21 protein-coding genes and 2 pseudogenes are annotated in these 24,429 nt (G+C 51.8%); 13 read left to right on the plus strand and 10 right to left on the minus strand.

What is annotated here, in order from left to right; genetic code table 11:
- Positions 1 to 61: 61 nt before the first annotated feature.
- The 7 genes and pseudogenes from GAL_RS00710 to GAL_RS00740 all read left to right on the plus strand — a co-directional run.
- Complete coding sequence (locus tag GAL_RS00710; protein ID WP_081731396.1) at positions 62 to 466, plus strand: helix-turn-helix domain-containing protein; 405 nt, start codon at positions 62 to 64, stop codon at positions 464 to 466.
- A 16-nt stretch (positions 467 to 482) separates the two neighbouring features.
- The gene (locus GAL_RS00715) at positions 483 to 767 is read left to right on the plus strand and encodes a hypothetical protein (RefSeq protein ID WP_024095691.1); all 285 of its coding nucleotides are present in this window, start codon (positions 483 to 485) and stop codon (positions 765 to 767) included.
- The gene (locus GAL_RS00720) at positions 764 to 1,594 is read left to right on the plus strand and encodes a DNA adenine methylase (RefSeq protein WP_024095692.1); all 831 of its coding nucleotides are present in this window, start codon (positions 764 to 766) and stop codon (positions 1,592 to 1,594) included. Before GAL_RS00715 ends, GAL_RS00720 begins: the two co-directional genes overlap by 4 nt.
- 2 nt (positions 1,595 to 1,596) lie before the next feature.
- The gene (locus GAL_RS22095; RefSeq protein ID WP_081731397.1) at positions 1,597 to 2,799 is read left to right on the plus strand and encodes a metallophosphoesterase family protein; all 1,203 of its coding nucleotides are present in this window, start codon (positions 1,597 to 1,599) and stop codon (positions 2,797 to 2,799) included.
- On the plus strand, positions 2,796 to 4,661 hold the full coding sequence (locus tag GAL_RS00730) for an ORC-CDC6 family AAA ATPase (RefSeq protein WP_024095694.1): 1,866 nt from the start codon (positions 2,796 to 2,798) through the stop codon (positions 4,659 to 4,661). The genes GAL_RS22095 and GAL_RS00730 overlap by 4 nt, the downstream gene beginning before the upstream one ends.
- Positions 4,654 to 5,580, plus strand: a complete 927-nt coding sequence (locus GAL_RS00735) for a hypothetical protein (protein WP_024095695.1) — start codon at positions 4,654 to 4,656, stop codon at positions 5,578 to 5,580. The genes GAL_RS00730 and GAL_RS00735 overlap by 8 nt, the downstream gene beginning before the upstream one ends.
- Before the next feature lie 53 nt (positions 5,581 to 5,633).
- Positions 5,634 to 5,990 (plus strand): annotated as a pseudogene (locus GAL_RS00740) (IS5 family transposase); the annotation flags it as partial.
- Positions 5,991 to 6,002: 12 nt separating this feature from the next.
- Here the strand turns inward: GAL_RS00740 and GAL_RS22400 are convergent.
- Complete coding sequence (locus tag GAL_RS22400; protein ID WP_024095697.1) at positions 6,003 to 6,845, minus strand: hypothetical protein; 843 nt, start codon at positions 6,843 to 6,845, stop codon at positions 6,003 to 6,005.
- Positions 6,846 to 6,990: 145 nt separating this feature from the next.
- On the opposite strand from GAL_RS22400, the gene GAL_RS00745 reads away from it, so the two are divergent.
- On the plus strand, positions 6,991 to 7,389 hold the full coding sequence (locus GAL_RS00745; protein WP_024095698.1) for a hypothetical protein: 399 nt from the start codon (positions 6,991 to 6,993) through the stop codon (positions 7,387 to 7,389).
- Positions 7,390 to 7,738: 349 nt separating this feature from the next.
- Here GAL_RS00745 and GAL_RS00750 read toward each other — a convergent pair whose 3' ends face one another.
- The 7 genes and pseudogenes from GAL_RS00750 to GAL_RS00785 all read right to left on the minus strand — a co-directional run bounded on the left by GAL_RS00750 (position 7,739) and on the right by GAL_RS00785 (position 13,154).
- A complete protein-coding gene (locus tag GAL_RS00750; protein ID WP_024095699.1) occupies positions 7,739 to 8,047 on the minus strand; it encodes a hypothetical protein in 309 nt (102 codons plus the stop codon).
- 16 nt (positions 8,048 to 8,063) lie between these two features.
- Positions 8,064 to 9,566, minus strand: coding sequence for a relaxase family protein (locus tag GAL_RS00755; protein WP_244462791.1), 1,503 nt, complete (start codon positions 9,564 to 9,566; stop codon positions 8,064 to 8,066).
- Between the two features lie 65 nt (positions 9,567 to 9,631).
- The gene (locus GAL_RS22735) at positions 9,632 to 10,060 is read right to left on the minus strand and encodes a MobC family plasmid mobilization relaxosome protein (RefSeq protein ID WP_244462790.1); all 429 of its coding nucleotides are present in this window, start codon (positions 10,058 to 10,060) and stop codon (positions 9,632 to 9,634) included.
- Positions 10,061 to 10,079: 19 nt separating this feature from the next.
- Positions 10,080 to 10,442, minus strand: coding sequence for a hypothetical protein (locus GAL_RS00765; protein WP_024095704.1), 363 nt, complete (start codon positions 10,440 to 10,442; stop codon positions 10,080 to 10,082).
- Positions 10,443 to 10,502: 60 nt separating this feature from the next.
- Positions 10,503 to 10,814 (minus strand): helix-turn-helix domain-containing protein, encoded by a 312-nt coding sequence (locus GAL_RS00770; protein ID WP_024095705.1) that lies wholly within the window; start codon positions 10,812 to 10,814, stop codon positions 10,503 to 10,505.
- A gap of 553 nt (positions 10,815 to 11,367) precedes the next feature.
- Positions 11,368 to 12,128: pseudogene (locus GAL_RS22100) on the minus strand (IS5 family transposase).
- 111 nt (positions 12,129 to 12,239) lie between these two features.
- On the minus strand, positions 12,240 to 13,154 hold the full coding sequence (locus tag GAL_RS00785) for a LysR family transcriptional regulator (protein WP_040104251.1): 915 nt from the start codon (positions 13,152 to 13,154) through the stop codon (positions 12,240 to 12,242).
- 192 nt (positions 13,155 to 13,346) lie between these two features.
- Here GAL_RS00785 and GAL_RS00790 point away from each other — a divergent pair, with 192 nt between their 5' ends.
- From GAL_RS00790 to speB, 5 genes are all read left to right on the plus strand, one after another.
- Entirely contained in the window at positions 13,347 to 14,288 is a 942-nt protein-coding gene (locus GAL_RS00790; RefSeq protein ID WP_024095710.1) for an ABC transporter substrate-binding protein, read from the plus strand.
- Positions 14,289 to 14,402: 114 nt separating this feature from the next.
- The gene (locus GAL_RS00795; protein ID WP_024095711.1) at positions 14,403 to 15,455 is read left to right on the plus strand and encodes a quaternary amine ABC transporter ATP-binding protein; all 1,053 of its coding nucleotides are present in this window, start codon (positions 14,403 to 14,405) and stop codon (positions 15,453 to 15,455) included.
- Positions 15,452 to 17,026 carry an ABC transporter permease gene (locus GAL_RS00800; protein WP_024095712.1) on the plus strand — a complete coding sequence of 525 codons (1,575 nt, stop codon included), beginning with the start codon at positions 15,452 to 15,454 and terminating at the stop codon, positions 17,024 to 17,026. The genes GAL_RS00795 and GAL_RS00800 overlap by 4 nt, the downstream gene beginning before the upstream one ends.
- Positions 17,027 to 17,077: 51 nt before the next feature.
- A complete protein-coding gene (locus tag GAL_RS00805) occupies positions 17,078 to 18,067 on the plus strand; it encodes an arginase family protein (protein WP_024095713.1) in 990 nt (329 codons plus the stop codon).
- Between the two features lie 53 nt (positions 18,068 to 18,120).
- Positions 18,121 to 19,047, plus strand: coding sequence for an agmatinase (speB, locus tag GAL_RS00810; protein WP_244462789.1), 927 nt, complete (start codon positions 18,121 to 18,123; stop codon positions 19,045 to 19,047).
- A 21-nt stretch (positions 19,048 to 19,068) separates the two neighbouring features.
- Here speB and GAL_RS00815 read toward each other — a convergent pair whose 3' ends face one another.
- Together GAL_RS00815 and GAL_RS00820 are read right to left on the minus strand one after the other, a co-directional pair.
- On the minus strand, positions 19,069 to 22,452 hold the full coding sequence (locus GAL_RS00815) for an error-prone DNA polymerase (RefSeq protein WP_024095715.1): 3,384 nt from the start codon (positions 22,450 to 22,452) through the stop codon (positions 19,069 to 19,071).
- Positions 22,449 to 23,927 (minus strand): Y-family DNA polymerase, encoded by a 1,479-nt coding sequence (locus GAL_RS00820; protein WP_169731157.1) that lies wholly within the window; start codon positions 23,925 to 23,927, stop codon positions 22,449 to 22,451. The genes GAL_RS00815 and GAL_RS00820 overlap by 4 nt, the downstream gene beginning before the upstream one ends.
- Positions 23,928 to 24,429 lie beyond the last annotated feature (502 nt).

Raw genomic sequence — 24,429 nt, forward strand, 5'->3', positions numbered from 1 at the left:
ACTTAGGGCATGAACGGCCAAATGTGTGCACGTTTGATAACATCATGAGTCATTCGATAACATGTCAACAGATACTGCAAACTTCGGTCAACGAATGCGAGAAGTGCGACTGGCATGTGGGTATTCGCAAGCCAAGGCTGCTGTTCGACTGGAAATTGCAGACCGAACTTACAAATTCTACGAATTAGGAAAGAGAGAAATGCCTATTTCGACGGCGCTGAAGTTTTGCAACGAGTTTGATGTTGAGCTGAAATGGCTGGCTATGGGGGAAGGGCCAAAAGTGAAACTTCAACAGGAAAACCTGGTGGAAGCAGTAGCACTGGCGGTCTTGCAAATGCACCGGGAAAAAGATCTAAACCCGCCGGCAGAAAAAGTCGCTAAGCAAATCAGTTTCGTTTTGGATCAGTGCACGGCCAAAGGTACTTCGCCGATCGATGAAGCACGCCTACTCATCGAAGTTTTATAAGAATTGGAGGCGTACTTTGTCAGAAGTGTCTGATTTAGAATTGCATCTCAACAAACTCTCCAACACGCTGAGGTTTATTGGTTTGTTGGTTTCTACGATGGCCGTTGGCGTATTCATTGGGTTGTCGTCTTCAGGCTTAGAGGGCGAACGAGCCTTAGTGCTTTTTTTATCCGCAATGGGTACTGCGGGGCTTTGTGCCATATCTTTTGGTGAGATGGGTTGGCGTCTCATCCTTAAGCACGGTGTCTCGGAGCAAAGGTTTTTCTACTTTTTCAACAGTGACAGAAAGAAATTTGAGTGAACAAGATTGACGAAACTCACTCGAACTTGCGTTCTCGTCCGTTGCTAAGATGGGCGGGGAGCAAGCGTTCCGCGTTGCCCGAGTTAGGAGCTGATGCACCTGCACAGTTTGAGCGCTATATTGAGCCATTCGTCGGCTCTGCGGTACTGTTTGACTATTTGAGACCTGAGAAGGCGCTTTTGTCGGATCTGAATACAGACCTAATAAACTTTTACCGGCAGGTTCAGACGGGATCTAAAGAAATCTACAATGCTGCGTTGGCGATACCCAGAGAAAAAGAGGTGTACCTAAGCGTTCGAGAAAAATTTAAAACTGAACAGAACCACCAAGAGCGTGCGGTTCAGTTCTTCTACTTGAACCGAAATTGCTTCAATGGGCTATATCGAACCAATAAGCAGGGCATGTTTAATGTTCCTTTTGCAGCCAGCAAACCGAGTTCGTACCCCACGCAATCCCAGTTTGAAGACTTTGCAACTAGATTGCAGTCCGCCGATCTGAAATGTGGTGATTTTTTCGACATAGTATCGGAGAACGTTCGTGCAGGCGATTTTGTTTACCTTGATCCACCTTACCTTAAATCTGAGGGCCGAATTTTCTCTGAGTACGTGAAGGGCCATTTTAGTCGAGTTGACTTGGACAGGTTGCGTCAACTGCTTTCGATAATTGACAATGTTGGCGCTAAGTTCATTTTGTCGTTCATTGATGATGAAATCATTTATCCTATCCGGGACTTGTGGCCATATCGAACCTACTCGGTCCAACGAAATATTTCAGGGTTCTCAGCAAGTCGAAAGAAAAGCGGCGAACTTTTAATAAGAAATTGGTGAAAATGAAATTACTTGTTGTTTCAGATCTGCATTCTTTTCAAATGCCGACCAAAGTGATGCCGTCGCTTGTGAATTTTGGTGACGCAGATAGAAATGGTAAAAGCGACCCTCTCTTAGGTTTACGTGAAATGCTATCAAGCGGAAAGGTCGCACGCCCAGACATATTGCTTTGCGCAGGCGACATCGCGGACAAGGCTGATCCACTCGCTCTTGAAAGAGCCTGGACAGAGCTTTCTAGCATTCAAAAAGACTTCCAGATTCCGCATTTTGTTGCGACATGTGGAAATCATGATTTGGACACTCGGCACAAGGAAAATAAGTTTGATCCTCGTGGTTTTTTGAGACGGTTGACGCCAAGCTTTCCGTTGCCCGAGTACCAGAAGAATGATGTTGAGCATCTGAAGTACTGGTCCAATAATTTTTCGATAGTTGAGGGCGACAATTGGCGCGTTTTGACGATCAATTCATGCGCTTACCATGGATATGGAGACGATAGTCAACCAGAGCTCACTCGCGGTCGGATCAGCGATATTACTTTGGACGAAATCAAAGAAGAGCTACAAGCGCTTGGCTCTGATCTAAGGCTGAAATTCAACGTATGCCTCGTTCACCATCACCTTAAAGAACAGCACAGCGACGCATATGCAGATGAAAGTCGAATGCGAGGCGCTGAAAACTTGTTGCAGTTATTGGCGCGCGCCGAATTTGGAGAATGGTTTGTAGTACATGGCCATGTGCATCGCGGAAGCCTCTACTGTGATGGTGGGAACTCCGGACCAATAGTTTTGTCGTGTGCGAGCTTTTCTGTTTCACTTCAGGGTGATCCTACAAATCCGGGCGTAAATCAGTTTTACTTGGTTGAATTTGACCCGCCTCAAGGGGGGCGGCATCGCATCAAGGGTGCTGTTCACGCTTGGAATTGGGCTGCATCCTATGGATGGGATCCTGCGGAGAATAAGCCTGGTTGTCTTGCTGGTCGAGCTGGCTTTGGTTTTCGAGGCGACCTTCCATCGTTTGCAGAAAAGTTGGCTGAAAAAGTAAACGAGTGCGGTCGGTTGTCATGGAGCGACGCAGTATCTCAGTTCACTGAATTAAAACACTTTTTACCTCTGGACTTAGAGAACCTCGTCGGCGAACTCGAGGCAGATAGTGCAATTGTTGTCAGTCGCCAAGGTCAAGGCATTCGGGAGATTGTAAAAGCATGACTATCGATCAAGGAAGATACGATACTTTTAATGCTAAGCATCGTACCCCACAGGAAGTAGCAAGTACCTTCGTTAACCCGTCAACTAAGCTAAATAGACTCTGTGGGCATTTTCATTCTGTCCTTACAGGGCCCAGAGGGTCTGGAAAAACGACGCTGCTGAAAATGTTAACGATGCCTGCATTGGCCAGTTGGAAAGGGGAAAAGGCTCGTGACTTTAAGTCTAACGTAGACTTTGTCTCGGTCTTCATTCCCGCCGACAGAAGTTGGCATGGCCAGATAAAAGAACTGTCGAGGCAAGTACCAAGCCAAGCTGCGGCTGAGGCCTTGGGGAATGCAACATTCACAACCCACATCTTTCGAGCAATTGCGAAAGCTTTTGCTGATTGGCAGTCTGAAGCAGTTTGCCAAGATGAGTTTCTTGCGTCGCTGACCCCAAAGCTGTCGTTCGAGCAAGAACAGGAGGTGGTTAAAGGGCTTGCTGAAGACTGGATGCTTAAGCCCGCAGCATTGACGTTTTATGAATTGAGAGAAGCGTTGTCGAAACGCCTCTCCGTCATCGGTTACTTGAAGAACAAAGCTTCCTACGTAGGTGAACGAATTTTTGAAGAAAGCGACAACAGCTTTCTTTATCTCAATTACAGAGAGGGTATGAGGCGGGCTCACGATCTGCATAACCACCACTCTAACCTTCCAGGGCGACGCTGGCTGTTCCTATTTGACGAGTTGGAAGTTGCTCCGTCCACGATTCAAAAGAACTTGTTTTTCGATCTTCGAGGCGCAAATGACGATGATACGCAAATTTATTATAAACTTGCGTTGGCACCATATAATCACTACTTTGTAAGATCTGATCCGGATACGGATGCTTCGGTGAACAATGACTACCGAAGAGTAGACCTAACATTCCCGCAAAAACTACAAGCTGTGGAATTTGCAAGTGATCTCTGCGAAAGCCTCGTAAAGAGTGCGGGTTTGCAGGGGGATTTGCGATCTATTTTTGATAGCTCGGACTTTACATTTGAAGATTCTCTGGATGAAACGGGCGGTAAAAGAGCTAGAAGCAAATACAGTTCAGACTCGGAACTTGGAAAAGTCTTCATTGAACTATCCCAAAAAGACAGGAGTTTTGAAACTTACCTTCAAAGAAAGAAAATCGACTTCAATCGTATCGAAGAGATGTCTGAGAATGACCTTGCTTCGTCGCTGCGCAAGGCTCGGAACATAGTCATCGCCCGAAATTTTTTCACACGCCCTGTACGAAACGGTTTTGCTGCGGACAAGTTATCCAGTAGGTCCCGCAAAACCTACTCTCTTTACGCAGGTATGCCTTCTCTGCTTACGCTAACAGAAGGTAACCCACGAGCGTTGATCAATCTAATCAGTCCGCTTTTAGATCAAATTGTGTCCTCAGAAGGTGGTGAGAGTGTAGCTTTAGAGCTCCAAGCCGCTGAAATCGAAAGGTCGATCCGGGTAATGAGATCCCTTCTTAGGGCAATCCCAAATTACAACAAAAAGGGAGAGACAGTTGTAAACTTGCTCGATCGGATTGGGCAGGGGTTTTACTCGGGAATTGTCGCAACAAAATTTCGCGATCAAATACCGTTGTCCTTCCGCGTGGACCATGGGCACTCCCCAGATGTTTTCCAGTGCATAGCGAAGGCTGTGAACATAGGTGCGTTGATACACATTCCTGAGAAGGGTACTGATCAAGTTCTTACCTCGATCGTGGGCGAACGTTTCAGGCTAAATTACCTGTTGGCAGCATACTATAAATTACCGTTGAGCCTCGATCGTGAAATTAGCCTCACATCCTTGTTTGAAGCAGGCAACCAAGTCGAGCAGGGAGTCCTCGATGTCTAAAAGACAGTTTAATCTAAACACGTTCTCAGATGATGACCTCGACGCGATCGACATTATCGTATTTACCGTAGGATACGAGAAGAGGTCCCGTCATGTGTTTGACTGCTTTTCGGAACGTTCGAAAGAGGCGTTCGCGTGCGTATTTGAAAACGGACGCGAGCTAAGTTTTGACGAAAATCTTAAGAACGCTAGAGCCAAAGGGGCTATACTTTTCGATGAATCGACAAGCCTTAAGTCTGCCATTGAAAATCAAAACCCAGAGTCAAGGACACTAAGCGGGAAGAAGATTCTGGTTGATGTATCATCCATGAGCCGAACAGTTCTTTCTTCTTTGTTAGCCGAATTTTTGGATGACGATTTTTATGCAGGCGTAGAATTTGCGATCGTTTATGCGGTCGCTGAATTTACAGAGCCTAAAGATCCGTCGTTTGAGTTTTTTGACTTCACTCCACTTCCACTTTTTTGTGGGTGGACTTCGGCGCCAGAGCGTCCAGCTGTCATGGCCATCGGGCTTGGGTACGAAGCTGATCATGCCTTGGGTGCCTTGGAATACCTGGACCCGAGTGCAACTTTTTGCTTCTTTCCAAAGGGAGAAGACGAGAGGTTTGAGCAGGCTGTTCAGCATGCAAACGAACCGCTTCTGTCCCAGATTAAACCTGAACGCGTAATTAAGTATCCTGTTTCTGATCCACTGTTCACTTTTTCCTTGCTAACTTCTTTGATCAATACGCTTGGAGACAAGGCTCGATTTGTTCTTGTACCGATGGGGCCAAAAATATTCGTTGCTCTCAGTTTGGTATGTCAGCGCATATATGGAGACGAAATCTCAGTTTGGAAAGCGAGTGGGCACTCTTTGGAGGCACTGAAGGATGTTGAAGCAAAGGGTCCTCTTTCTGGATTCTGGATTAGCCGGGCCTAAATTGCCGTGAGACAGCCGCAAATTCGTGTCTCAACCCAAATTCAAAGTGCGTTAGCCAAGGGCGACCGATTGATCTGTTCGTCACCGCTGGACAGGTCAGCGACTTTATCGGCGCGCGGGCGCTGTTCAGTGGTCTACCAAAGGTCGATTGGCTGCTTGGGGATCGCGGCTAGGACACCGACTGGTTCCGAGAGGCATTAAAAGACAAAGGGATGCGCGATTTCATCCCTGGCCGTAAGCAACGTAAGGCCCCGGTCAAATACGATAAGCGCAGGTACAAACGCCGCAACTGTATCGAGATCATGTTCGGCAGGCTCAAGGACTGGAGGCGCGTCGCAACCCGCTATGACCGCTGTCCAAAGGTATTCCTGTCAGCAATCGCACTCACGGCAACCGTCATTTACTGGTTATTAATCCTGACCCTAGTCATGATACCAATTCTTATCATTTTCCTCAGTTTTTGGGAGGATATATTTCAGAACTTCCTTCATTGATGGATCATTCCTGAATTCATTAACATGGTAATGATTCATGGCGACGTGACCAGACTTAATTCTCCGAGCGAATATTCTAAAGCTCGGGTGCTCGCGGCTTCCCGTGACTGCAACCAAGTTCCCCTTTAATTCGTCAACTGCATCTTGCCCATGTGAATGTGGATAGTGGTCATGAAAGCTGAAGAACTTCAAACCTTGCGAAGAGTTACACAAAGCGCAAAAGTTTGGCTCATACGCAAAAATAATTCCACTGTCTGTCTGCGTTACCTTATTTCCCCCGAGGTTAAAGTCGACTGTTTCAGACAGTTTGTAGACCCCGTTTTCCTTTTCGACTTTTAACAAAGTCCTTACAAAATGTTTGCCGTCATCGATCTTCCATGACCGGCGGAATAGCTCATAGTTAAACCGAAAACCTTCTAGGACATCTTGATCAAAACTACGATTTAGTGGGCCGAACCTTTTAAGAAATGCATCTAAGAACCTTTCATCGTCGGTACTAGTTCTCGCCCCTCCTCTATGGGGCGAAAGCATCCGATACCTTTCATCACCTCTACTAAGGAAATCGTATATAGTATAAGCATAACTATATGTTTTCATTCCACCTTCGCATCTGTAACGGGTATATGTTTTTAGAGAAAACTCAGGTTCTTCGCGGAGCCATTTTCTTAAAGCATTATACACCTCACCATCTTTAATGCCGAACCTTGTGTGCAGCTCTTGCATTGCAGTTTGTAGCTGTTTGCGTTTTTCAGGGCTTCCATCGTAGTGCATTACCGTTTCCGAGTTTTAGACATTCATCGCCATATGTGGACAATGGGTGACACATATGGGTTGGATTGTGTCATCGATTGTCCGCATTTGTCCAGATGCGACTGTCATATTTGATGTGTGAAAAACTTTTTAATTCGGAGAGAAAATGCATACCATCGTTCTACAATCCGCCATTGTGCCGGTATTGCTAGTTGCGCTTCTGACGCTTTCGGCAGCAGGTTTGTTCACATTCGGGATTCTTGTCGTAAGAGAAGCCTCTTTCTTGAAAGATATGGCACCAATCCTCTTCAAGTATTTTGACCGAGAGTGGAAACGCGCAGTTTTGTGCGGGGCAACGACATCCGCCCTAGGGATGGTGTTGGCAGGTACCGCATTTGGCATTTCTGGTGCCATTTCTGCGCCACTGCTTGCAGCATTTAGCGCTGTGGGAACCGTTTGGGCAGGCCTATATCTAGACGAAAAAAGCTGGACACTACCGATGATCATCGTTGCGGTTTCAATGGTCGCGCTTTCAGCTTATTTAGCATACCTGTCTAAGGTGTAAGCACAAACCTCTCCCGATGCTGGATGTCGGGGGAGGTAGCTAGTCGCTTTGCGCGTACCGCACATTGGAATAACCCATACAGCTAGTGCAAACAAAATACGGACATCTGTCAAACGTGCAACACCTGACACTTCGGAATCGATCCCTCCGACCGCTGTGTTATGGACATGCGGCGGTTCGGGCCTATTGCTACCTTTGGCCGTCAGAATAACTCTCGGAACAGGCCTGAGCCGCGCGGTAAACCAGTGACGGCTTTACGGGCACAAATAGATCGCCGTCCAGCTTTAATAAGACCGGGCGGTATCCGATATCGAGAATAGATGGGATCTTGCTTAGAATACTCATTGCATTAAACGGGTTGAACGCTGTCAGTGGCCACCATTACTAGCTGCCCAACCTTCAACTCCTTAGCACAGCCTTCCACTTCCGTGAGGAAGTATCCTTGGTCTCCCGATTTCCGAATGTTCCGCATATATCCGTTACCGTCAGCATCCATGAACAAACAACGGATATTGCTGTAGTCACCCCAGACGCCCGCAATGGCAATCAGGGGAATGCCGTCGGGTAAGCGGTCCACTTTCTCAAACTCGCGGTAGTCAATGCCGTAATCGCGGGCTTGGTGGTAGCTCATGGTGAAATGATCGTGTTCGAATGTCATTGTTTTTCCTTCTAAATTACAGCCCGAGGCCATGACTATCGCCTCGTTCAAGTTGCCGTTCGTTCAGCTCTCGTTCAGCTGTTTCTCGGCGGCTCTCACTAGCTTCAAGCTGGCTTGCAAGTTCTCTTCTAGCGTCGCGTAGGTCTCTTCCTCGGTCAGCAAGTCGGCCAATGTTTTCACTGACAAGAGATGTGATTTCATGAGCAGCAGCACGCATTGCACCAACCCATTCAGCTTCTTCTCGATCCCGTCCGTCGAGCGTGTCTCTAAGCCGCGCAATTCCTGTGCTGAGGTTTCGCAGGCCGCTACCAATCGCTCGACGCAGGCCAGCAAGTCGCGTTCCAAGGCTGTCAGGGGCTGATCCATCTAGTTTGCCTCCACCTTGATGCAGGAAACCGTCTGGCCTGCCATCGTGCAGCTGCGAATGCTCGCTGTTTCCGGCGGCAGGATCAGATAGGTCGCCCTCTCGTGCTGTACTGTCTGCAAGCCCAGCGTCTCCAGCTGCGTGCGACTCGTCATCTCCGACAGCTGCCAACTCCAGAAGAGCGTCAATGCCAGTGTTGCGACCACCACCAACAGACAAGCCAAGCTCGCTATCCAGGGCGAAATCCGCATCAAACGTCTGATCGTGTTGATGTGGTCCTGCCAGGCCCTCCCGCTCCAATCCAGAAATGTGCTGGTATCGGTCTCGATTGTATCCCGCGCGAGCCTCGCACTGTCCTGAATATCGCTCCTGAAGCTCTGCAATTGTGACGCCATCAAGTCGGCGTGCTCTTTGCGGATCGCTTCCAGGTCCGCGTTCAATTTCTCGGCTAGACGGTTCGGCTTGCCAGTCGTCATGGAAAATTTCTCCTTTCAATCGCCAGCGTTCCCCCGTGTCGGGGTCTTTGGCGGTGATGTAATTTTTGCTAGCGCGGGGAATGTCGAAGCCTACGTCGGTCAGTGCATCAATCATGCTGGCGCGGTCGCTGATGGTGCCGACACTGATCTGATCCAAAATCCATTCGTGTAGCTCTTCGCGGCCCTGTGCTCGCGTAGGGGCTTCAACGGTGGCTTGGACCTCCTGTGCGCGGTCCAAATCCACCGGATCAGCCCAGCCATGCGTCTTGTTCATCAGATCGCGCAGGCTGTCATAAGCGGTTTGATAGCCGGGAGGCGCAATGTTGAGGCTTTTGCCTGTGGTCAGCTCCAAGCGCGGCGTACAGAAATGCAGTTCAACGCGGTCTTCGTGGCTGTGCCGGACCCAGAGCATATCGAATTGCTCGCCGTCCAAGCCAGCAAAAGCCAGTTGCTCAAAGGCGTCCATGACTTCGGCCTGCTGGGCTTCAGTCGGGGCATCTTCGCCGGTAAAGCTGATGACGCCCGCACGGTAGGTCCATTGATTGCGACTAGCATCAATCAGAGCCTCGGTGCGGGCAGGATCGCCGCGCAGCACTTCGGGCAAAGGATCGCGTGTGACCGTCATAGGCTGGCCATCGGCATCGCGGATCAGATCGCGATTGGCGTCGTAGGCCAGCACCTCACGCGCGACGAGATAGCCTACGGGACCAGTCCCCGCGCCTTTGCCGTTGGAAAAGAATTTGATCAACATTGCCGTGCCTCATCGAGGATCAGGGCAAGCTGCCGTTCGATCACAACCAACTGGCGGGTTAGTGCCAGCGCATCCAAGTCAACCTGACCAGCCAGAAGCGCCCGGTTCACAAACCGCGAAATCTGGTTGAGGTTGCCGCCGATGCGTCCAACGGCCAGCACAAGCGCAGGATCAACACGGGGTGCTGGCTTGCGACGACGAGCTTCTGTCAGTCCCAAAGCTTCACGCAGAAGGGTCGCGGCAGGCACACCCGCAGCTTGGGCTTTGGCGCGAAGCTCGGCCTTTTCAGCAGCGCTGCACCGAAAGACGAAGGTTTCGGTGAGCGGTGCTTTGGCGTGGGGCGTGCCCCCGCCGGTGGGGTTCGAAGGGGAGGCTTGCCACCTCTCGCAAGGTTCCGTGTCAGCAGCGCCAGCGTATGACATGGGTCGCCTTGCTCTTTGCTCAGACCGCAGCATGACAAAGCTCCTGCTTCGAAGGTACAAACTGGGTCCAGCCTGAACTGATTAGCCAGCTACGCCACTCGGGCCAATCGGTCTTGTTGGTTGGCGGGAACTTGGCAGGCAGCCAATATCCGCGTTCTCCGTTTTCGATGGTTTCGGGAAGTACCCGGTCGATCCATGCGCCAAACATTCGTTCGGTGAATTGCTCCCACTGGCGGCAACCGAAAGATTGGCGCGAAATGAAAACGGCTTGCGAGCGGTCCCCGCGCGCCGAGTCGGATGGCCCTCCATCCGGCAGATCCGGCTCAAGCGCGGAGTTTTGTTCTTTGGATTGTTCTATCTTTATATAGGAAAGATCACCCATGCGCCCTTTACCTATCGCCGATGAGCCCTTTTGCCCTTTTGAAAGACTCACTGGTGCACCCTATTTCTTCGGGCGAAACGGGATGATTTTAGCGGGAGCGCGAAAGTCATATTCGGTGTGATTGCCAGCGCCGCGTCCTTCCGAGCGAAACAGCCAACCGAATTCAACAAGCTGCTTCAGGCAGCGTTTGATTGTCGCAAGCGACATGCCCGCTAGGAACTCATCCAGAGTTTTAAGAGAAGGGTTCAACTGCCCGGTCTTGTCGTTGGCAAACTGTACAGAGAGCGCAGAGGCAACTGCCTTCGTTGACGAATTGAGGTCTGCACTTTGAAGAACAGCCTTCAACCATTCAAAACGATTAAGCTTAGGCATGTGTACCTCCCGCGATTGCGGTGGGGTGATCATTTTGGTAGGCTGATGAAGCAGAAAGATTTGCAATGCCGTTGAGGTGGGTGGCCGCCCCCCAGCGGTTTTTCTTTGGCCAGATTGTCGTGTGGGCAGGTTTGACAAACAGCGGCTAAGTTTTTGATGTTTGGTAGCCGGTTTGACAGCCTGAGCGGAGCTAAGTAGCTGTAAAGTGATAATTAATTCTGGATTGAAAATCCTCGTGTCGGTGGTTCGATTCCGCCCCCCCCGGGGCACCACTTTTATCAAAGAAAATCAATGCATTAGCAGTGTGGCCGTTGTTGCACCTCATTGGTTGATTGCCCGGGACTGCGTTTATCATAGCGTGGTTGAAGCAGATCTTCCAAGGCTCTGATTTAAGCCGAATGTGGAGCGAAACGCTGCTGCAGTGATCTTCCAAACACTCGCTCAATAAGTTTTTGCGGGATCGACTGAGTTTCGAGTATGCAAGTTGCCATTGCTCGGCGTGGGTCAAAAGGTTCAACTCGCGTGTGGACATCTAGGCTCCGGACACATTAAATTACAGCCAGAACAGGACGGTAGATGCGAGAGCGATGGCCGAGAGGAAGACCTTCGGGCACCTGTCATAGCGAGTGGCTACACGGCGCCAATCCTTCAGGCGCCCGAACATAATCTCGATCCTGTTACGGCGTTTGTAGCGGCGCTTGTCGTACCGGACAGGTTTGTCGCGCGATTTTCGACCCGGAATACAGGGTTTTACTCCCTTGTCCGTAAGGGCTTCGCGGAACCAATCGGCATCATAGCCGCGATCACTCAGTAGCCAATCAGCCGATGGAAGGCTATTCACCAAAGCTCTGGCCCCCATGTAATCGCTGACCTGCCCTGCGGATATGAAGAAGCGTATCGGGCGTCCGAGACTATCGGTAACGGCATGCAACTTCGTATTCATGCCCCCCCTTGCTGCGTCCGATCAGTCTGCCATGCCCTCTTTTTCAACTGCAGGCTGGAGGCCGTGCGGTGCGCTTTGAGGTAGGTTGCGTCGACCATGAGGGTGTTATGATCGGTTCCCTCCGCAGCGAGCCCGGTCATGATCCGAGCGAACATACCCATATCGCTCCACCGCTTCCATCGGTTGTAGAGGGTTTTTGGTGATCCATATTCGCGAGGCACATCAGACCAACGCAACCCATTGCGATTAATGAAGATAATTCCGCTCAAAACACGTCAATCATCAACCCTCGGCTTGCCATGGCTCTTCGGAAAGTAAGGCTGAACGCGCGCTATCTGTTCGTCAGTCAGCCAGAATAGATTGCTCGTGATATACCCCTGAAACTCAGGGGCTTGAAACACGCAGCCAAGATGGCGGCAACCAAACTAATGGGTCCAGAACCTAGAAGAGAAGTGCTGGCGCTAACTGACGTTTAGGAGCGGCTAGACTACTGTGCTTGCTTCCTCTGAAAGTATCTCGAGGAAGGTTCTGCCGACACGGTTCAGCTTGACGCCCCTGCGAACAGCGGTTTGAACTGTGACGGGGCGATCAAACCCACCATTGGCGATATTCTTCATTCGCCCCCCTGCGACCCAGTCCTTGGCAAAGTATGATGGAAGATACCCGACGTATCGGTCTGTCAGTATCAGTAACGCGATCGCTTCCATTTGATGACCGATTGCGTTTGAGGGTAAATTGCGAGTTTTCGGTGCGACCGTGTCCTCGTTTAGGTAGGCCCGCTTTGCAAACAGTGAGTTGCGTAGCTGCTTTTCCTGCTCTTCCGGGCAGTCAATGGCAAACAGTGGATGCCCAGAACCACAATAAAGGCAAACGGTCTCTTTGCAGATATCGTTGTAGACCAATCCTGGCTTTGGGGAATGGAAGGGGCCGATCCCGATTGGAATCTTGCCGTCAAGTACAGCGAACTCAATGTCATTCGGGGCGAGAGAGTGTAGCTCAATCCTTACATCCGGTGCCATTGCTGTGAATTTAGACAGTGAGCGGACAATTGGAGCTGATTTATTTGAGGCCCAGTTTTCGATGACGCCCAATGCAAGATGACCGAAAAGACGACCACGCGATCCATCAACCGTCTCTTGAAATTCCCCGAGTGCGCCGAACAATTTTTGCGCCGCCTGGTAGACTGTGTCTCCCTTTTCGGTGACGCGAAAGCCGGTTCTCCCACGGTCACACAGCCGCATCCCAAGTCGGGTCTCTAATTCTGATATTTGCCTGGAGATCGTTGACGTTGAAACGTTCAGTACAACCTGCGCATTCGAAAAACCCTCTGCATCTACGACGACGCAGAATACCCGTAAAAGATGAATGTCGACCTTTGAAACCTGCCTTGCAACCATAGTGACCCCAATGATAGCGCCGTTAGCGCCACCTTGATTGTAATTTTATACAAGTTCAATCCCGATTATTGTAATTTAATGCACTTGGAAAGCGGGCACATTAACGTCTGGAGGGGGTCCGACCGTGACGCAAATCGGGTCAGCTTCGACGGAAGGTATCAATAATAACAAAACGACAACTTGGAGAGTGAGATGAAGAGACTAGCGACTTGGACGACGGGTGCAGTGTTGGCTACGCTTGGAACAGGTGCTTTAGCGGCCGATGTGGTTATCGGTGTGCCGAACTGGCCATCGGTTCGCGTAACCGCGAATGTCCTCAAGATCGTGCTCGAGGATAATCTTGGCCTTGATGTTGAACTGCAAAACGGCAGCAATCCGATCGTCTTTGAAGCTATGGATTCCGGGGCCATGCAGGTCCATCCAGAAGTCTGGTTGCCCAATCAGACCAATCTTCACAACACGTTCGTGAAGGAAAAAGGCACTGTTGCCATGAACCCCAATGGGATACCGGCAGATCAGGCCATGTGCGTCACCAAAGGAACTGCTGAGCGTACCGGCATTAAAGCTCTGTCTGAGCTGAGTGATCCTGATATGGCGGCCAATTTCGATAGCGATGGCGATGGAATGGGGGAAATCTGGATTGGTGCCGCAGGTTGGGCGTCAACCAATGTCGAGAAAATCCGTGCCAAATCCTATGGGTACGATCAGACAATGACGCTTAAGGAAATGGACGAGACCTTAGCGCTCGCTGAGGTCGATGCTGCGACTGATCAAAATACCAATGTGGTGTTCTTCTGCTATACGCCGCATCACATGTTCCAGCTGTATGATCTGGTCCAATTGGAAGAACCGCCGCATGATCCTGCAAAGTGGAATGTTGCGCAGCCCACTGATGATCCGAATTGGCTGGAGAACTCCTCTGCGGCGATGGCCTGGGATAAGGCTTACCTGCATATCCACTATCAGGCTGCTATGGATGAAAGCGCGGCCGCAGTTCTTTCCAAGGTTAACCTGACTTCTGATCAAGTTTCAGCGATGGTCTACGCCTTGATTGTCGACGAGATGGATGCGGAGGTGTTTGCCCGCAAATGGGTTGAAGAGAACGCGGACCAAGTTGACAGCTGGCTGAACTGATTTCTGTTCTTTGTTACTTGCGCCCCCGCGCGGATCTTTGACGGGTGGGGGTGTTCCTCTGTGCGGTGCTCTTTGGGTACTGCATAGTCCAATATATCCAACAGGTTGATATCTATGAACGATGACGCAGTCATACGTCTAGACGGAGTCTGGAAAGTCTTTGGCGAGCGCGCCGAGGAAGCGATGGAGGCCATTCAACAGCGAAATCTTAGCAAGGCAGAAGTGCTAGGTGAATTTGGTTGTGTGATCGGTATCGCAGATTGCTCCTTCGAGGTGCAGAAGGGCGAGATTTTCTGCGTTATGGGGCTGTCAGGCTCTGGTAAGTCCACCATGGTGCGACATATCAACCGGCTGATTGAACCTACTGCGGGCGATATTCAGGTTCTGGGCCGGGATGTACTGGCACTCAACGCTGAAGAACTGCGCGAGATGCGCGCGGTCAATTTGGGAATGGTTTTTCAGCATATGGCATTGCTGCCGCATCGCACGGTGCGTGACAATGTGGCGTTCCCCTTACAGATCCGTGGAGAGTCTAAATCTCGCCGCTGGGAGGTCTCACAGCGCTGCCTGGAACGGGTGGACCTGCAAGGATATGAAGATCGCTTTCCCCGAGAGTTGTCAGGCGGCATGCAGCAAAGGGTGGGCTTGGCCCGTGCTCTTGCATCTGACCCTGACGTTTTGCTGATGGATGAGCCGTTTTCGGCCTTGGACCCGCTCATTCGCAGACAATTGCAGGATCAGTTTATGGCGCTATCGGCGGAGCTGGGAAAAACCACAGTGTTTATCACCCATGATCTGGATGAAGCTATCCGTATTGGCACACGGATCGCCATTATGAAAGACGGGCGTATCGTACAGATCGGCACACCTGAAGAAATCGTAACTGAGCCTGCTGACGACTACGTTAGAGACTTCGTTGAAGGGATTTCAAAGCTCAAGTTGGTTTTTGCCCATTCAATCATGGTGCCGTTGGCAGAGTATCAAACAAAAGACTGGGAAGATCTGGCGGTCAGCCCGCGCGCTGCACACTCTATGGATCTAGACACATTGATTGATATCTCGACAGCCACTGAGCAGCCAATCGTCATCACTTCGGATGATGGAACGGATGTGGGTGTCATTGATAAGCCAACTCTTCTTAAAGGTATCCAAGGGGGCAAAGCATGACCGATACAGGATTGGAAAGTGGTCCCAATGCCAACAGCACGACGGTCGCTGATTTTGTCGAGCAGAACACTGGGTACTACAGTGAGGCCTTCAAAGAAATTCAAGACACGACTGGCTTTGCATGGTCGTGGAATACTATGGCGGCGGTGTTTGGCCCCCTCTGGGGGGCCGCGCGCGGGGTCTGGGGTTTTTTCTGGATCTTTCTTGTCCTGGAACTTTTTGCGCTGGTTCAGATAGGGCGAGGACTCTGGGGGGAACTTGGTGCTGACCAACTTGCCAAACTTGAGCGTGCTTTAGGGAATATCGCCAAACGTGAGGCACAGGCCGCTGAGTTGCTTGCTGCTGGAGATGCAGCGGGGGCTGATGCGAAACTGAAGATCGCAGAAAACCTGAAGAAGGTAGCCGCCAGGGCGCAGGAACAGGCTGATTTAGCCGCAGCTGAAGCAACCATTATCTTATTGACTGGATTGGCGATTCTGGCCTTGGTGAAGCTGATCGAAGGGCTTTACGCCAATGTTGCCTATGAGGCGCATTACCTGAAGTGGCGGGCGGATCAGGATAGTCAGCAGGTCGGCATTAAAACGTCCAGCACGGTTTTCGGTGCGATAATGATGCTGGCAATCATGCCACTTACTCTGTTGCGGTTCACGGTACGGGCACCAGATGAGATCCTGACCAAGCTCACAGGTGGGTTTATCGGTGGAACTATTCCGGTAACGGAGTTCCCAATTCAGCGCGAGTATTTCTCAGCCCTGTCTCGGAAAGGAGATGCTGCATTCGATTGGGCCGCCGCGAATTTTTCGAATACGTTTGATGGCATTACAGCGGCAATCCGTTGGTGTCTGGACGGGTTGGAAACCCTGCTGTTACAGACACCATGGCCTGTCGTTATGTTGGTGATCGTGGTCATGGCCTACCGTTTGGCAGGTCCACGGATCGCGATATTTACAGCTGCATCATTGGCCTATCTTGCGTTTATGGGCCTATGGGAATTGTCGATGATCACGGTAGCGCTGATCGGGGCTGGGGCGATGCTGTGCATTATTATCGGGGTGCCATTTGGTATCTGGTTCGGCAAATCAAAGCGCGCTTACGCCGTCGCCGAGCCGGTTCTAGACTTTATGCAAACAATGCCCGCGTTTGTTTATCTGATCCCAATCATTGCGTTTTTTGGTACTGGCAAGCCGCCAGGTGTGCTGGCTACGCTGATCTTCGCGATGCCTCCGGTGATCCGGTTGACGGCACTAGGAATGCGGGGCGTACCCGAAGCGACGAAGGAGGCGGCAATCGCCTTCGGATGTTCCCGTCGCCAGTTGCTGTTCAATGTTGAGTTGCCGCTTGCACTTCCGTCCATCATGACCGGGATCAATCAGACCATTTTGATGTCGCTGTCGATGGTGGTGATCGCGTCCCTTATCGGTGCTGATGGTTTGGGGGCACTGATCCTTGAATCGCTGCAATACGCGGCCAAGGGTCAGGGCCTTCTGGGTGGGTTAGCGATCCTGCTCTGTGCGATGGTGATCGATCGGATTGCGCAGGGCAGTTACCGCAAAAAAATCGGTGAAAACTGACACCGGAACCATTTCTCAAATTGCATGACAGTCGTTGCGAAAGGAAACCCGATGTCGGATCCGCATCTGAATGCGATGATGGAAAACCTCTATTGGTGGGGTATTCCGACCTTATTCCGTTGTCCAAACCTACCCGTGGATGGTCAGGATATTGCGCTGGTTGGCGTGCCCCACTCTGCAGGTAACGGAACCACGGAGCGTGATCAGCATCTCGGTCCGCGCGCCCTTCGCAATGTGTCATCGGTGCAGCGGCGTATGCACAGTGGCTTTCAACTGGATCCCTGGAGTGCTGCTAAGATTGTTGATCTGGGCGATGTCCCGTTTCCAAAGGCCAACGATAATGAGGACTGTATTGATCAGATCACCAATTTCTATCAGCAGATCGATAAGGCTGGTGTGCGGCCAGTCTCTGTGGGTGGGGATCATTCGATCACCGGGGGGATCGTTCAGGCGCTTGGGCGTGGAAAGATCACAAACGGTGAGCCGGTTTGCTTTCTGCATCTCGATGCCCACACCGATGTCTTCACCAAAGTGGACCACTTCTTGGGAGCGAAGAAGTCTGCAGCCCATTGGGGGGCTTATCTGGCAGATCAGGGTAAGGTTGATCCAGCCCATTCCATGCAGATCGGCATAAGAGGCCATGCCCGGACGCTCGACTGGCTGCAGCCATCCTATGAATACGGCTACAATGTTGTGACGATGAAAGAGTACAGGAGGCGAGGTCTGGCTGACGTTGTGGGGCAGATTACCGAAGTACTGGCTGGTCGCCCCGTCTATATTACATTCGATCTGGACTGTCTGGACCCGACGATTGCACCGGGGGTTTCCAATATCGAGGCTGGTGAGAAGGGTTTCGACATTGATGAAGCCGTGGGTTTGCTACATGCGGTGCGTGGAATGAATATTGTCGGCGGGGATATCGTTTGCATGATGCCAACCAAAGATAGCCCCAATCAAATAACAGCACTGACTGCCGGCGCCATCATGTTCGAAATCATATCAATGATAGCTGAAAATAATTTATCTAGAAGAGAGGCTTAGGTTTCATGGTGTCCTTGCCGATAGATTTCTTTCATCCTGTATCTGGGATGGAGATGCCCCGGTTTGCCGGTTTGCCGACCTTTATGCGGCTACCACATGTGACCCTAGATGATCCGATCATTGATCAGGTTCAGCTGGGCTTGGTTGGAGTGCCTTGGGATGCCGGAACAACCAATCGACCGGGTCCGCGCCATGGTCCGCGACAGCTGCGTGACCTTTCGACCATGATCCGGTCTGGGAACCCAGTGACAGGCATCAGTCCTTTCTCGATGATCAATTGCGCAGACCTTGGCGATATCGCGCCCAACCCGGTCGATATCATCGACTGCATGGAGCGTATTAGTGCGTTCTACGCGGGTCTGAAATCTCGCGGTATCTTTGCGCTGACCGTCGGTGGTGATCACCTCGTTTCGTTGCCTGTCCTGCGAGGATTGACCGGTGGCGAGCCGGTGGGACTCATTCAGTTTGACAGCCATACCGACCTTTTCGACAGCTATTTTGGCGGAAACAAATATACTCATGGCACCCCCTTTCGCCGTGCAATCGAAGAGGGACTGGTTGATCCGAAGCGGATGGTGCAGATCGGCATCCGGGGCACGGCTTACAACACCGAAGATGTCGAGTGGGGGGAAGCACAGGGTGTGAGAATTATTCGAATTGAGGAGTTTTTTGATCGCGGTGTCTCGGATGTCATGACTGAAGTCCGAGAGATTGTCGGTGATCAGCCGACCTACTGCACATATGATATCGATTTCGTTGACCCGGCGTTCGCGCCTGGAACGGGGACACCTGAGGTTGGTGGACCGAATAGCTTTCAAGCCCTGCAGGTGGTACGTGAACTGGCGGGTGTTCAGCTTGTGGGCGCCGATCTGGTTGAGGTGTCCCCTCCGTTTGACACAAACGGAAATACCGCCTGGCTTGGGGCGTCGATCCTATTTGAGTTGCTCTGTGTCAGTGCTGGAGCGATTTCGCGACGATGAGCTACTACGACAGAATTGTTTCTAATGAAAATCCCGACTGGGGAAAAGCCGCTTGGCCTGATCTCTCGGATGCATCGCACGGGCAGGATATCTGGTTCGTTTAGGCGTGTCGTCTGCGCGGGGCCCCTCGGACTGAATAGCGTCATCTAATGGGTGGCCAAGCTCTGATAACCTGACAGATTCGTCTTGGATATCTTGAGCGATAACATGGACGATGGCGCCCTCGCGCTGAAGATAACCCGTGATGCATAAGAGGCGCCCACCCATGACAATGCGTCGAAAACGCTCGTAAATTTTTTTCCAGACCACGACGTTGCAAACGCCTGTTTCGTCTTCAAGGGTCAAAAATATCACGCCAGAAGCAGTTCCGGGTCGTTGCCTCGTAATGACAAGGCCGCCTACCGAGACACGTTGCAGGGGAGCCTTTATCAGTTGGTCGTTGCAGGTCAGACCTGGAAGAGCTGGGCGTAGCAGCTCCATCGGGTGTGCCCGCAAACTCAGGCGCATGGACACATAATCTTCGACGACTTCTTCCCCTAGGTGCATTCTTGGCAGCATGACATCCGGTTCGTTAATGGCCTCGCCGTCCAATTGATCGTTGAACAGAGGTAATGGTGCTGGTGTCGTGATGGACTTCACCTGCCAAAGTGCGTCCCGCCGCGAGATTCTCATCGACGAAAAGGCATCGGCTTCTGCCAAACGTTCCAGTGCTATAGGCGCCAGGCCTGCACGTAGCCAGAGATGTTCGGGATCAATATAGCCATTCCCGCGCGCTGCAATGATCCAGCCTGCGTCATCTTCCTTGAAGCCTTTAATCTGGCGAAATCCCAGACGTAGAGCCAAGGTGCCATCCGGGCGGCGTTCGAGTGAGTTGTCCCATTGGGACTGGTTTACACAGATCGGGCGCACCTCGATGCCATGGTCGCGCACATCACGGACAATCTGTGCCGGTGCATAGAAGCCCATGGGCTGGGAGTTGAGCAGAGCACAGGCAAAAATGGCCGGATGATGACATTTCAACCAAGCTGAAACATAGGCCAGCATGGCGAAGGCTGCGGCATGGCTTTCCGGGAAGCCGTAATCGGCAAATCCTTCGATTTGACCGAAACATCGTTCTGCGATTTCTCTGCTGTAATTGTTGTTGAGCATGCCTGCGATGAACTTGTCGCGATATTTGCCGATCGTTCCCATACGTCGAAACGAGGCGAGAGATCTGCGCAGATGGTCGGCCTCTTCCGCGGAAAAACCCGCGCCAACAACCGCAATTTGCAAGGCTTGCTCCTGAAACAGGGGCACCCCCTCGGTGCGTCTTGTAACCTGTTCGAGTTCAGGTCCGAAGGGATCTGGTTCCTCCAAACCGTTCCGCCTTCGGATATAAGGTCTGACCATATCTCCCTGAATGGGGCCGGGGCGGACGATGGCGACTTCAATAACCAGATCATAGAACTTGCGCGGGCGCATCCGGGGTAAAAAGTTCATCTGTGCCCGGCTTTCGACCTGAAATACCCCCACCGCATCCGCTGCACAGAGCATATCATATGTTGCTTCATCTTTCTGTGGGATGGTCGCGATACTGGGGGTTATGTTCTCATGTTGCTGCATCAAGGCAAATGCCTTGCGAATACAGGTGAGCATGCCCAATGCAAGGATATCCACCTTAAGAATGCCCAGTGCGTCGATATCATCTTTGTCCCAACAGATGACCGTGCGATCTTCCATTGCGGCATTCTCAATCGGAGCCAGTTCATCCAGCCGTCCGCTTGTTATGACAAAACCACCCACGTGCTGGGAAAGATGGCGCGGGAAACCGATGATTTCGCCGATCAGGCGAATGGTCTGCATCAGGCGGCGGTCTTCAAGATTGAGCCCCAATTCCCGGATGCGCTCCAGATCGACACTGCCATTGCTCATGCCCCAAATCTGTCCTGACAGACCTGCCGTTACATCTTGGCTAAGCCCCATCACCTTTCCAACTTCGCGAATGGCGGCCCGTGTGCGAAAGTGAATAACTGTCGCGCAGAGGCCCGCACGATGGCGACCGTATTTCTGGTAAATCCACTGGATGACCTCTTCGCGCCGCTCATGTTCGAAATCCACATCAATGTCTGGTGGCTCTCCTCGGTGTTTTGAGACAAAGCGCTCAAAAACCATGGCGATCATATCGGGGCTGACATCTGTAATACCTAAGAGATAGCAAAGGATGGAATTGGCCGCAGACCCGCGCCCTTGGCAAAGTATGCCTTTGGACTTGGCGAATTGCACGATGTCATGAACGGTCAGAAAATAGGCTGGAAATTCGAGATCTTTGACTGCTGAAAGTTCTTTTTCCATCAGCTTTATTGCGCGATCCGGCGGGCCATCCGGATAGCGCCGCTTTAACCCTTCTTGTGCGAGGCGCTCCAAACGGTCCTGTGGTGTTTCCCCTTCGGCCTCCTCATGAGGGTATTCATAGGACAGCTCGCTCAGATCGAAATTACATCTGCTGGCAATCTCCGCAGTGCGACGTAGTGCGGCAGGATGATCTCGAAAAATGCGTGCCATATCGGCACAGGCCTTCAGGCGGCGCTCCGCGTTGGGCAAAGCCCGGGTCCCGATGTCGTCAATGTTGATATTTTCACGCATGCAGGTCAGCACATCTGCAAGTTGCCTACGGTTGGCCCGATGCATCAGTACATCGCCGACGGCAACCATTGGAGCACATGTTGCCTGTGCTAATTTTGCACAAGCCGTCAGATAAGCCTGATCGCTTCCGTCATAACGAGGGGCCGCGCCTAGGAACACATGGTTCGGAAATTGCCTTCCGATCTTCTGAATATCCGAAGCAGCGTTGCTCAACGTCTCTTTGGGTAAGGCAATCAAAATCATACCCTTGCACGCGGCAATCATGTCCTCAGCGTAAAGCACACATTGGCCTTTTTCGGCGCGCCGTTTTCCTAGGGTGAGCAGACGTGTCAGTCTTTTGTAGGCAGAACGATCACAGGGCAGGGCGATCCAATCCACAGCACAATTCTGTACTATCAGACGGCAGCCAACGATGAGCTTTGGGAAGGTGGGTGTCGTGGGTTTGGGGAGAGCGGATGTATGCCCGATCTCTTGCCGGGACGACGAGTCGACCTGGTGCTGTGATCGGATCTCCAATGCGCCCTGAGGATCGCGCTTCAGTTCTTTTAGCGCACTCCAGGCACGAACAACCCCCGCAAGTGAGTTGTGGTCTGTAATCGCAAGTGCCGAGAGGCCCAACTCTGCCGCCCGTACGATAAGTTCTTCGGGGTGGGAGGCACCGGTTAAAAAGGTGAAATTCGTGGTGACACATAGCTCCGCATAATCCGGCGCATCAATGCGTTTGGCCAACATATCGCGCTGGAATGCTTCGACAGGACGGTGGGTTCTGTTCACTTCAATCATGCGAATTCTCCCTGAACGAACCAGCCAGGGTTCTGAGGCGTATAAAATAGCCAGAGACGCCTTCCCTGCATCGTTTCCACTCGCCAATAATCGCGCATACCGGACCGCCAATTGTCGTCTTCCAGCCACCATTCGGGAGTGATGCGTTCAGGGCCGATCATGTGGCCTGTGGTCAATGAAATCCGGCGCCAACGGAAATGGTTTGGGGGATAGGGGCCCTTGCCCGCAATCGGTTCGGGTGGAAATAGGCAGAGCGGGCGTGGGTTCTTACACATCCAGCCACTGGCTGCGTGTGAATAGGCCGCCGGTGAAACGATGAAACTTCGCTCTGGAATATGGCTGTCAGCTGGGAGAAAGCGCTGAATGTTCTCAAGTCCGATCCGTGTTCCGATCCGCGTGATCAGGTCCTCTAATCGGTCGTCCCCGTCACTTGCGACGTGAGACATTTGTTGCGTCGGCAAGGCTTCTGTCTGGGTTGCTTCGAGGCGCAGTTGATCAATGCCAAAGCCTGCATCAATTTCAGCCACTCCCTTTTCGAACAGGGGGAGGATCCTTTGGGGATCATGCAAAGGGCGAGCCAGACGTAATTCCACCTCTTGTTGATCTAGATCTACGCGCCGCAGTGTAATGACAAAGACGCGTGCACCCATTTCATGGGTTTTCAATTTGGCGCAGAGCTGTGTCAGCAATCTTTCTGTGCCAGCCATGACATCACTGAGAAGACCGATTGGCTCTGGCAATGTCATACGGACGCCGTAGTGAGGTGGAGCTGCCAGTGGAGTGATTTCTTCAGCTTGGTGGCCTAAAGCCTGATCAAGCCTCATCAAAACATTGGTTCCAAAACGGCGGGCCAGCGGAGCACGAGGCGTTGTTGCGAGATCTCCAATCTTACGCAGGCCCACTCTGACCAGCGCTGTTGTTGTTTTCTCATCAAGACGCAGGGCTGCAACGGGCAGGTGCTGAAGAGCGGGCAACATATCTCCGGTCGCAGCCTGCCCCTCGCCGTAATGCGCCAGGGCCCAAGCCGCCCCGCGCGTATCAGCCAAGCCAATTTGCGTCGATAGACCGGCCCGCATCAAACCGCTGCGTATAGCATTCAACATACCGGTCTCCCCCCCGAAAAGGTGGGAGGATCCACTGATATCGAGCACTAAACCATCGCGCCCCTCTAGGCCCACCCACGGGCAATAGCGGGTGGCCCAGCGGCGGAGGGTCAGCAAAAACTGTTGGTCCCGGTAAATGTCCGCTTCTGCTGTTTGAAGGTCTGGACAAAAGGCACGGGCATCTGAGTGGGCCATGCCCTGATGCAAACCTTGTCGCGTGGCTTCTGCATTGAGGCAATAGAGGCGGTTTGTGTTGCTGTGTTTGATCGTAAGCGCAAAAGGACCGGACAGTGGGTACTGCCGAAGAAACCGGTCACTCGCGAACCGGTGAAACCATATCGACACGACGCGACGCGCGATTCCATCGAACATGCCAAGATCCATTTGTTCCTGATTTGTTCTTAATAAGTCTCCAGTGAAAATGAGTCGAGTCTTGTGCCTGAAATATTGGATCGCAGCGCCAGCGAGTTTCGGCAGCATTGCTTCCCATGCCTTCGGGAATAAAGCAAAGCCCGGTGGTGTTTCCGGCCTTCGCCGCAAGCTGGAGCCGTCGCCCGGCCGTCAGACTGAGTGGTTTGCTGATGTCGGTCACGACCAGAGCGACAGCGTGCTCCTGTAGTGCCTCTTCTGCGCAGGCGAGGCCGTCGGTCTGATGCTTCACATTTACGACCAATAGCTGAGAGGGGTCTGTAAACTCCCCCAAACCCAGCGGATTAATATGTTCCAGACGGTGGCTCTCACGTATCCACAATGCAGGGCCGTGAACCCGGGTCAGCAAGACAGCAAGAAACCCAAAGCTGCCTGGACCGCATACCTCATGAACGCGTCCGCGTTTAAGAGGAAAATAGGGAAGGTCCAAAGAGGTCATAATCGA

Origin of the sequence: Phaeobacter gallaeciensis DSM 26640, from assembly GCF_000511385.1 — a bacterium.
Classification (GTDB): Bacteria; Pseudomonadota; Alphaproteobacteria; order Rhodobacterales; family Rhodobacteraceae; genus Phaeobacter; species Phaeobacter gallaeciensis.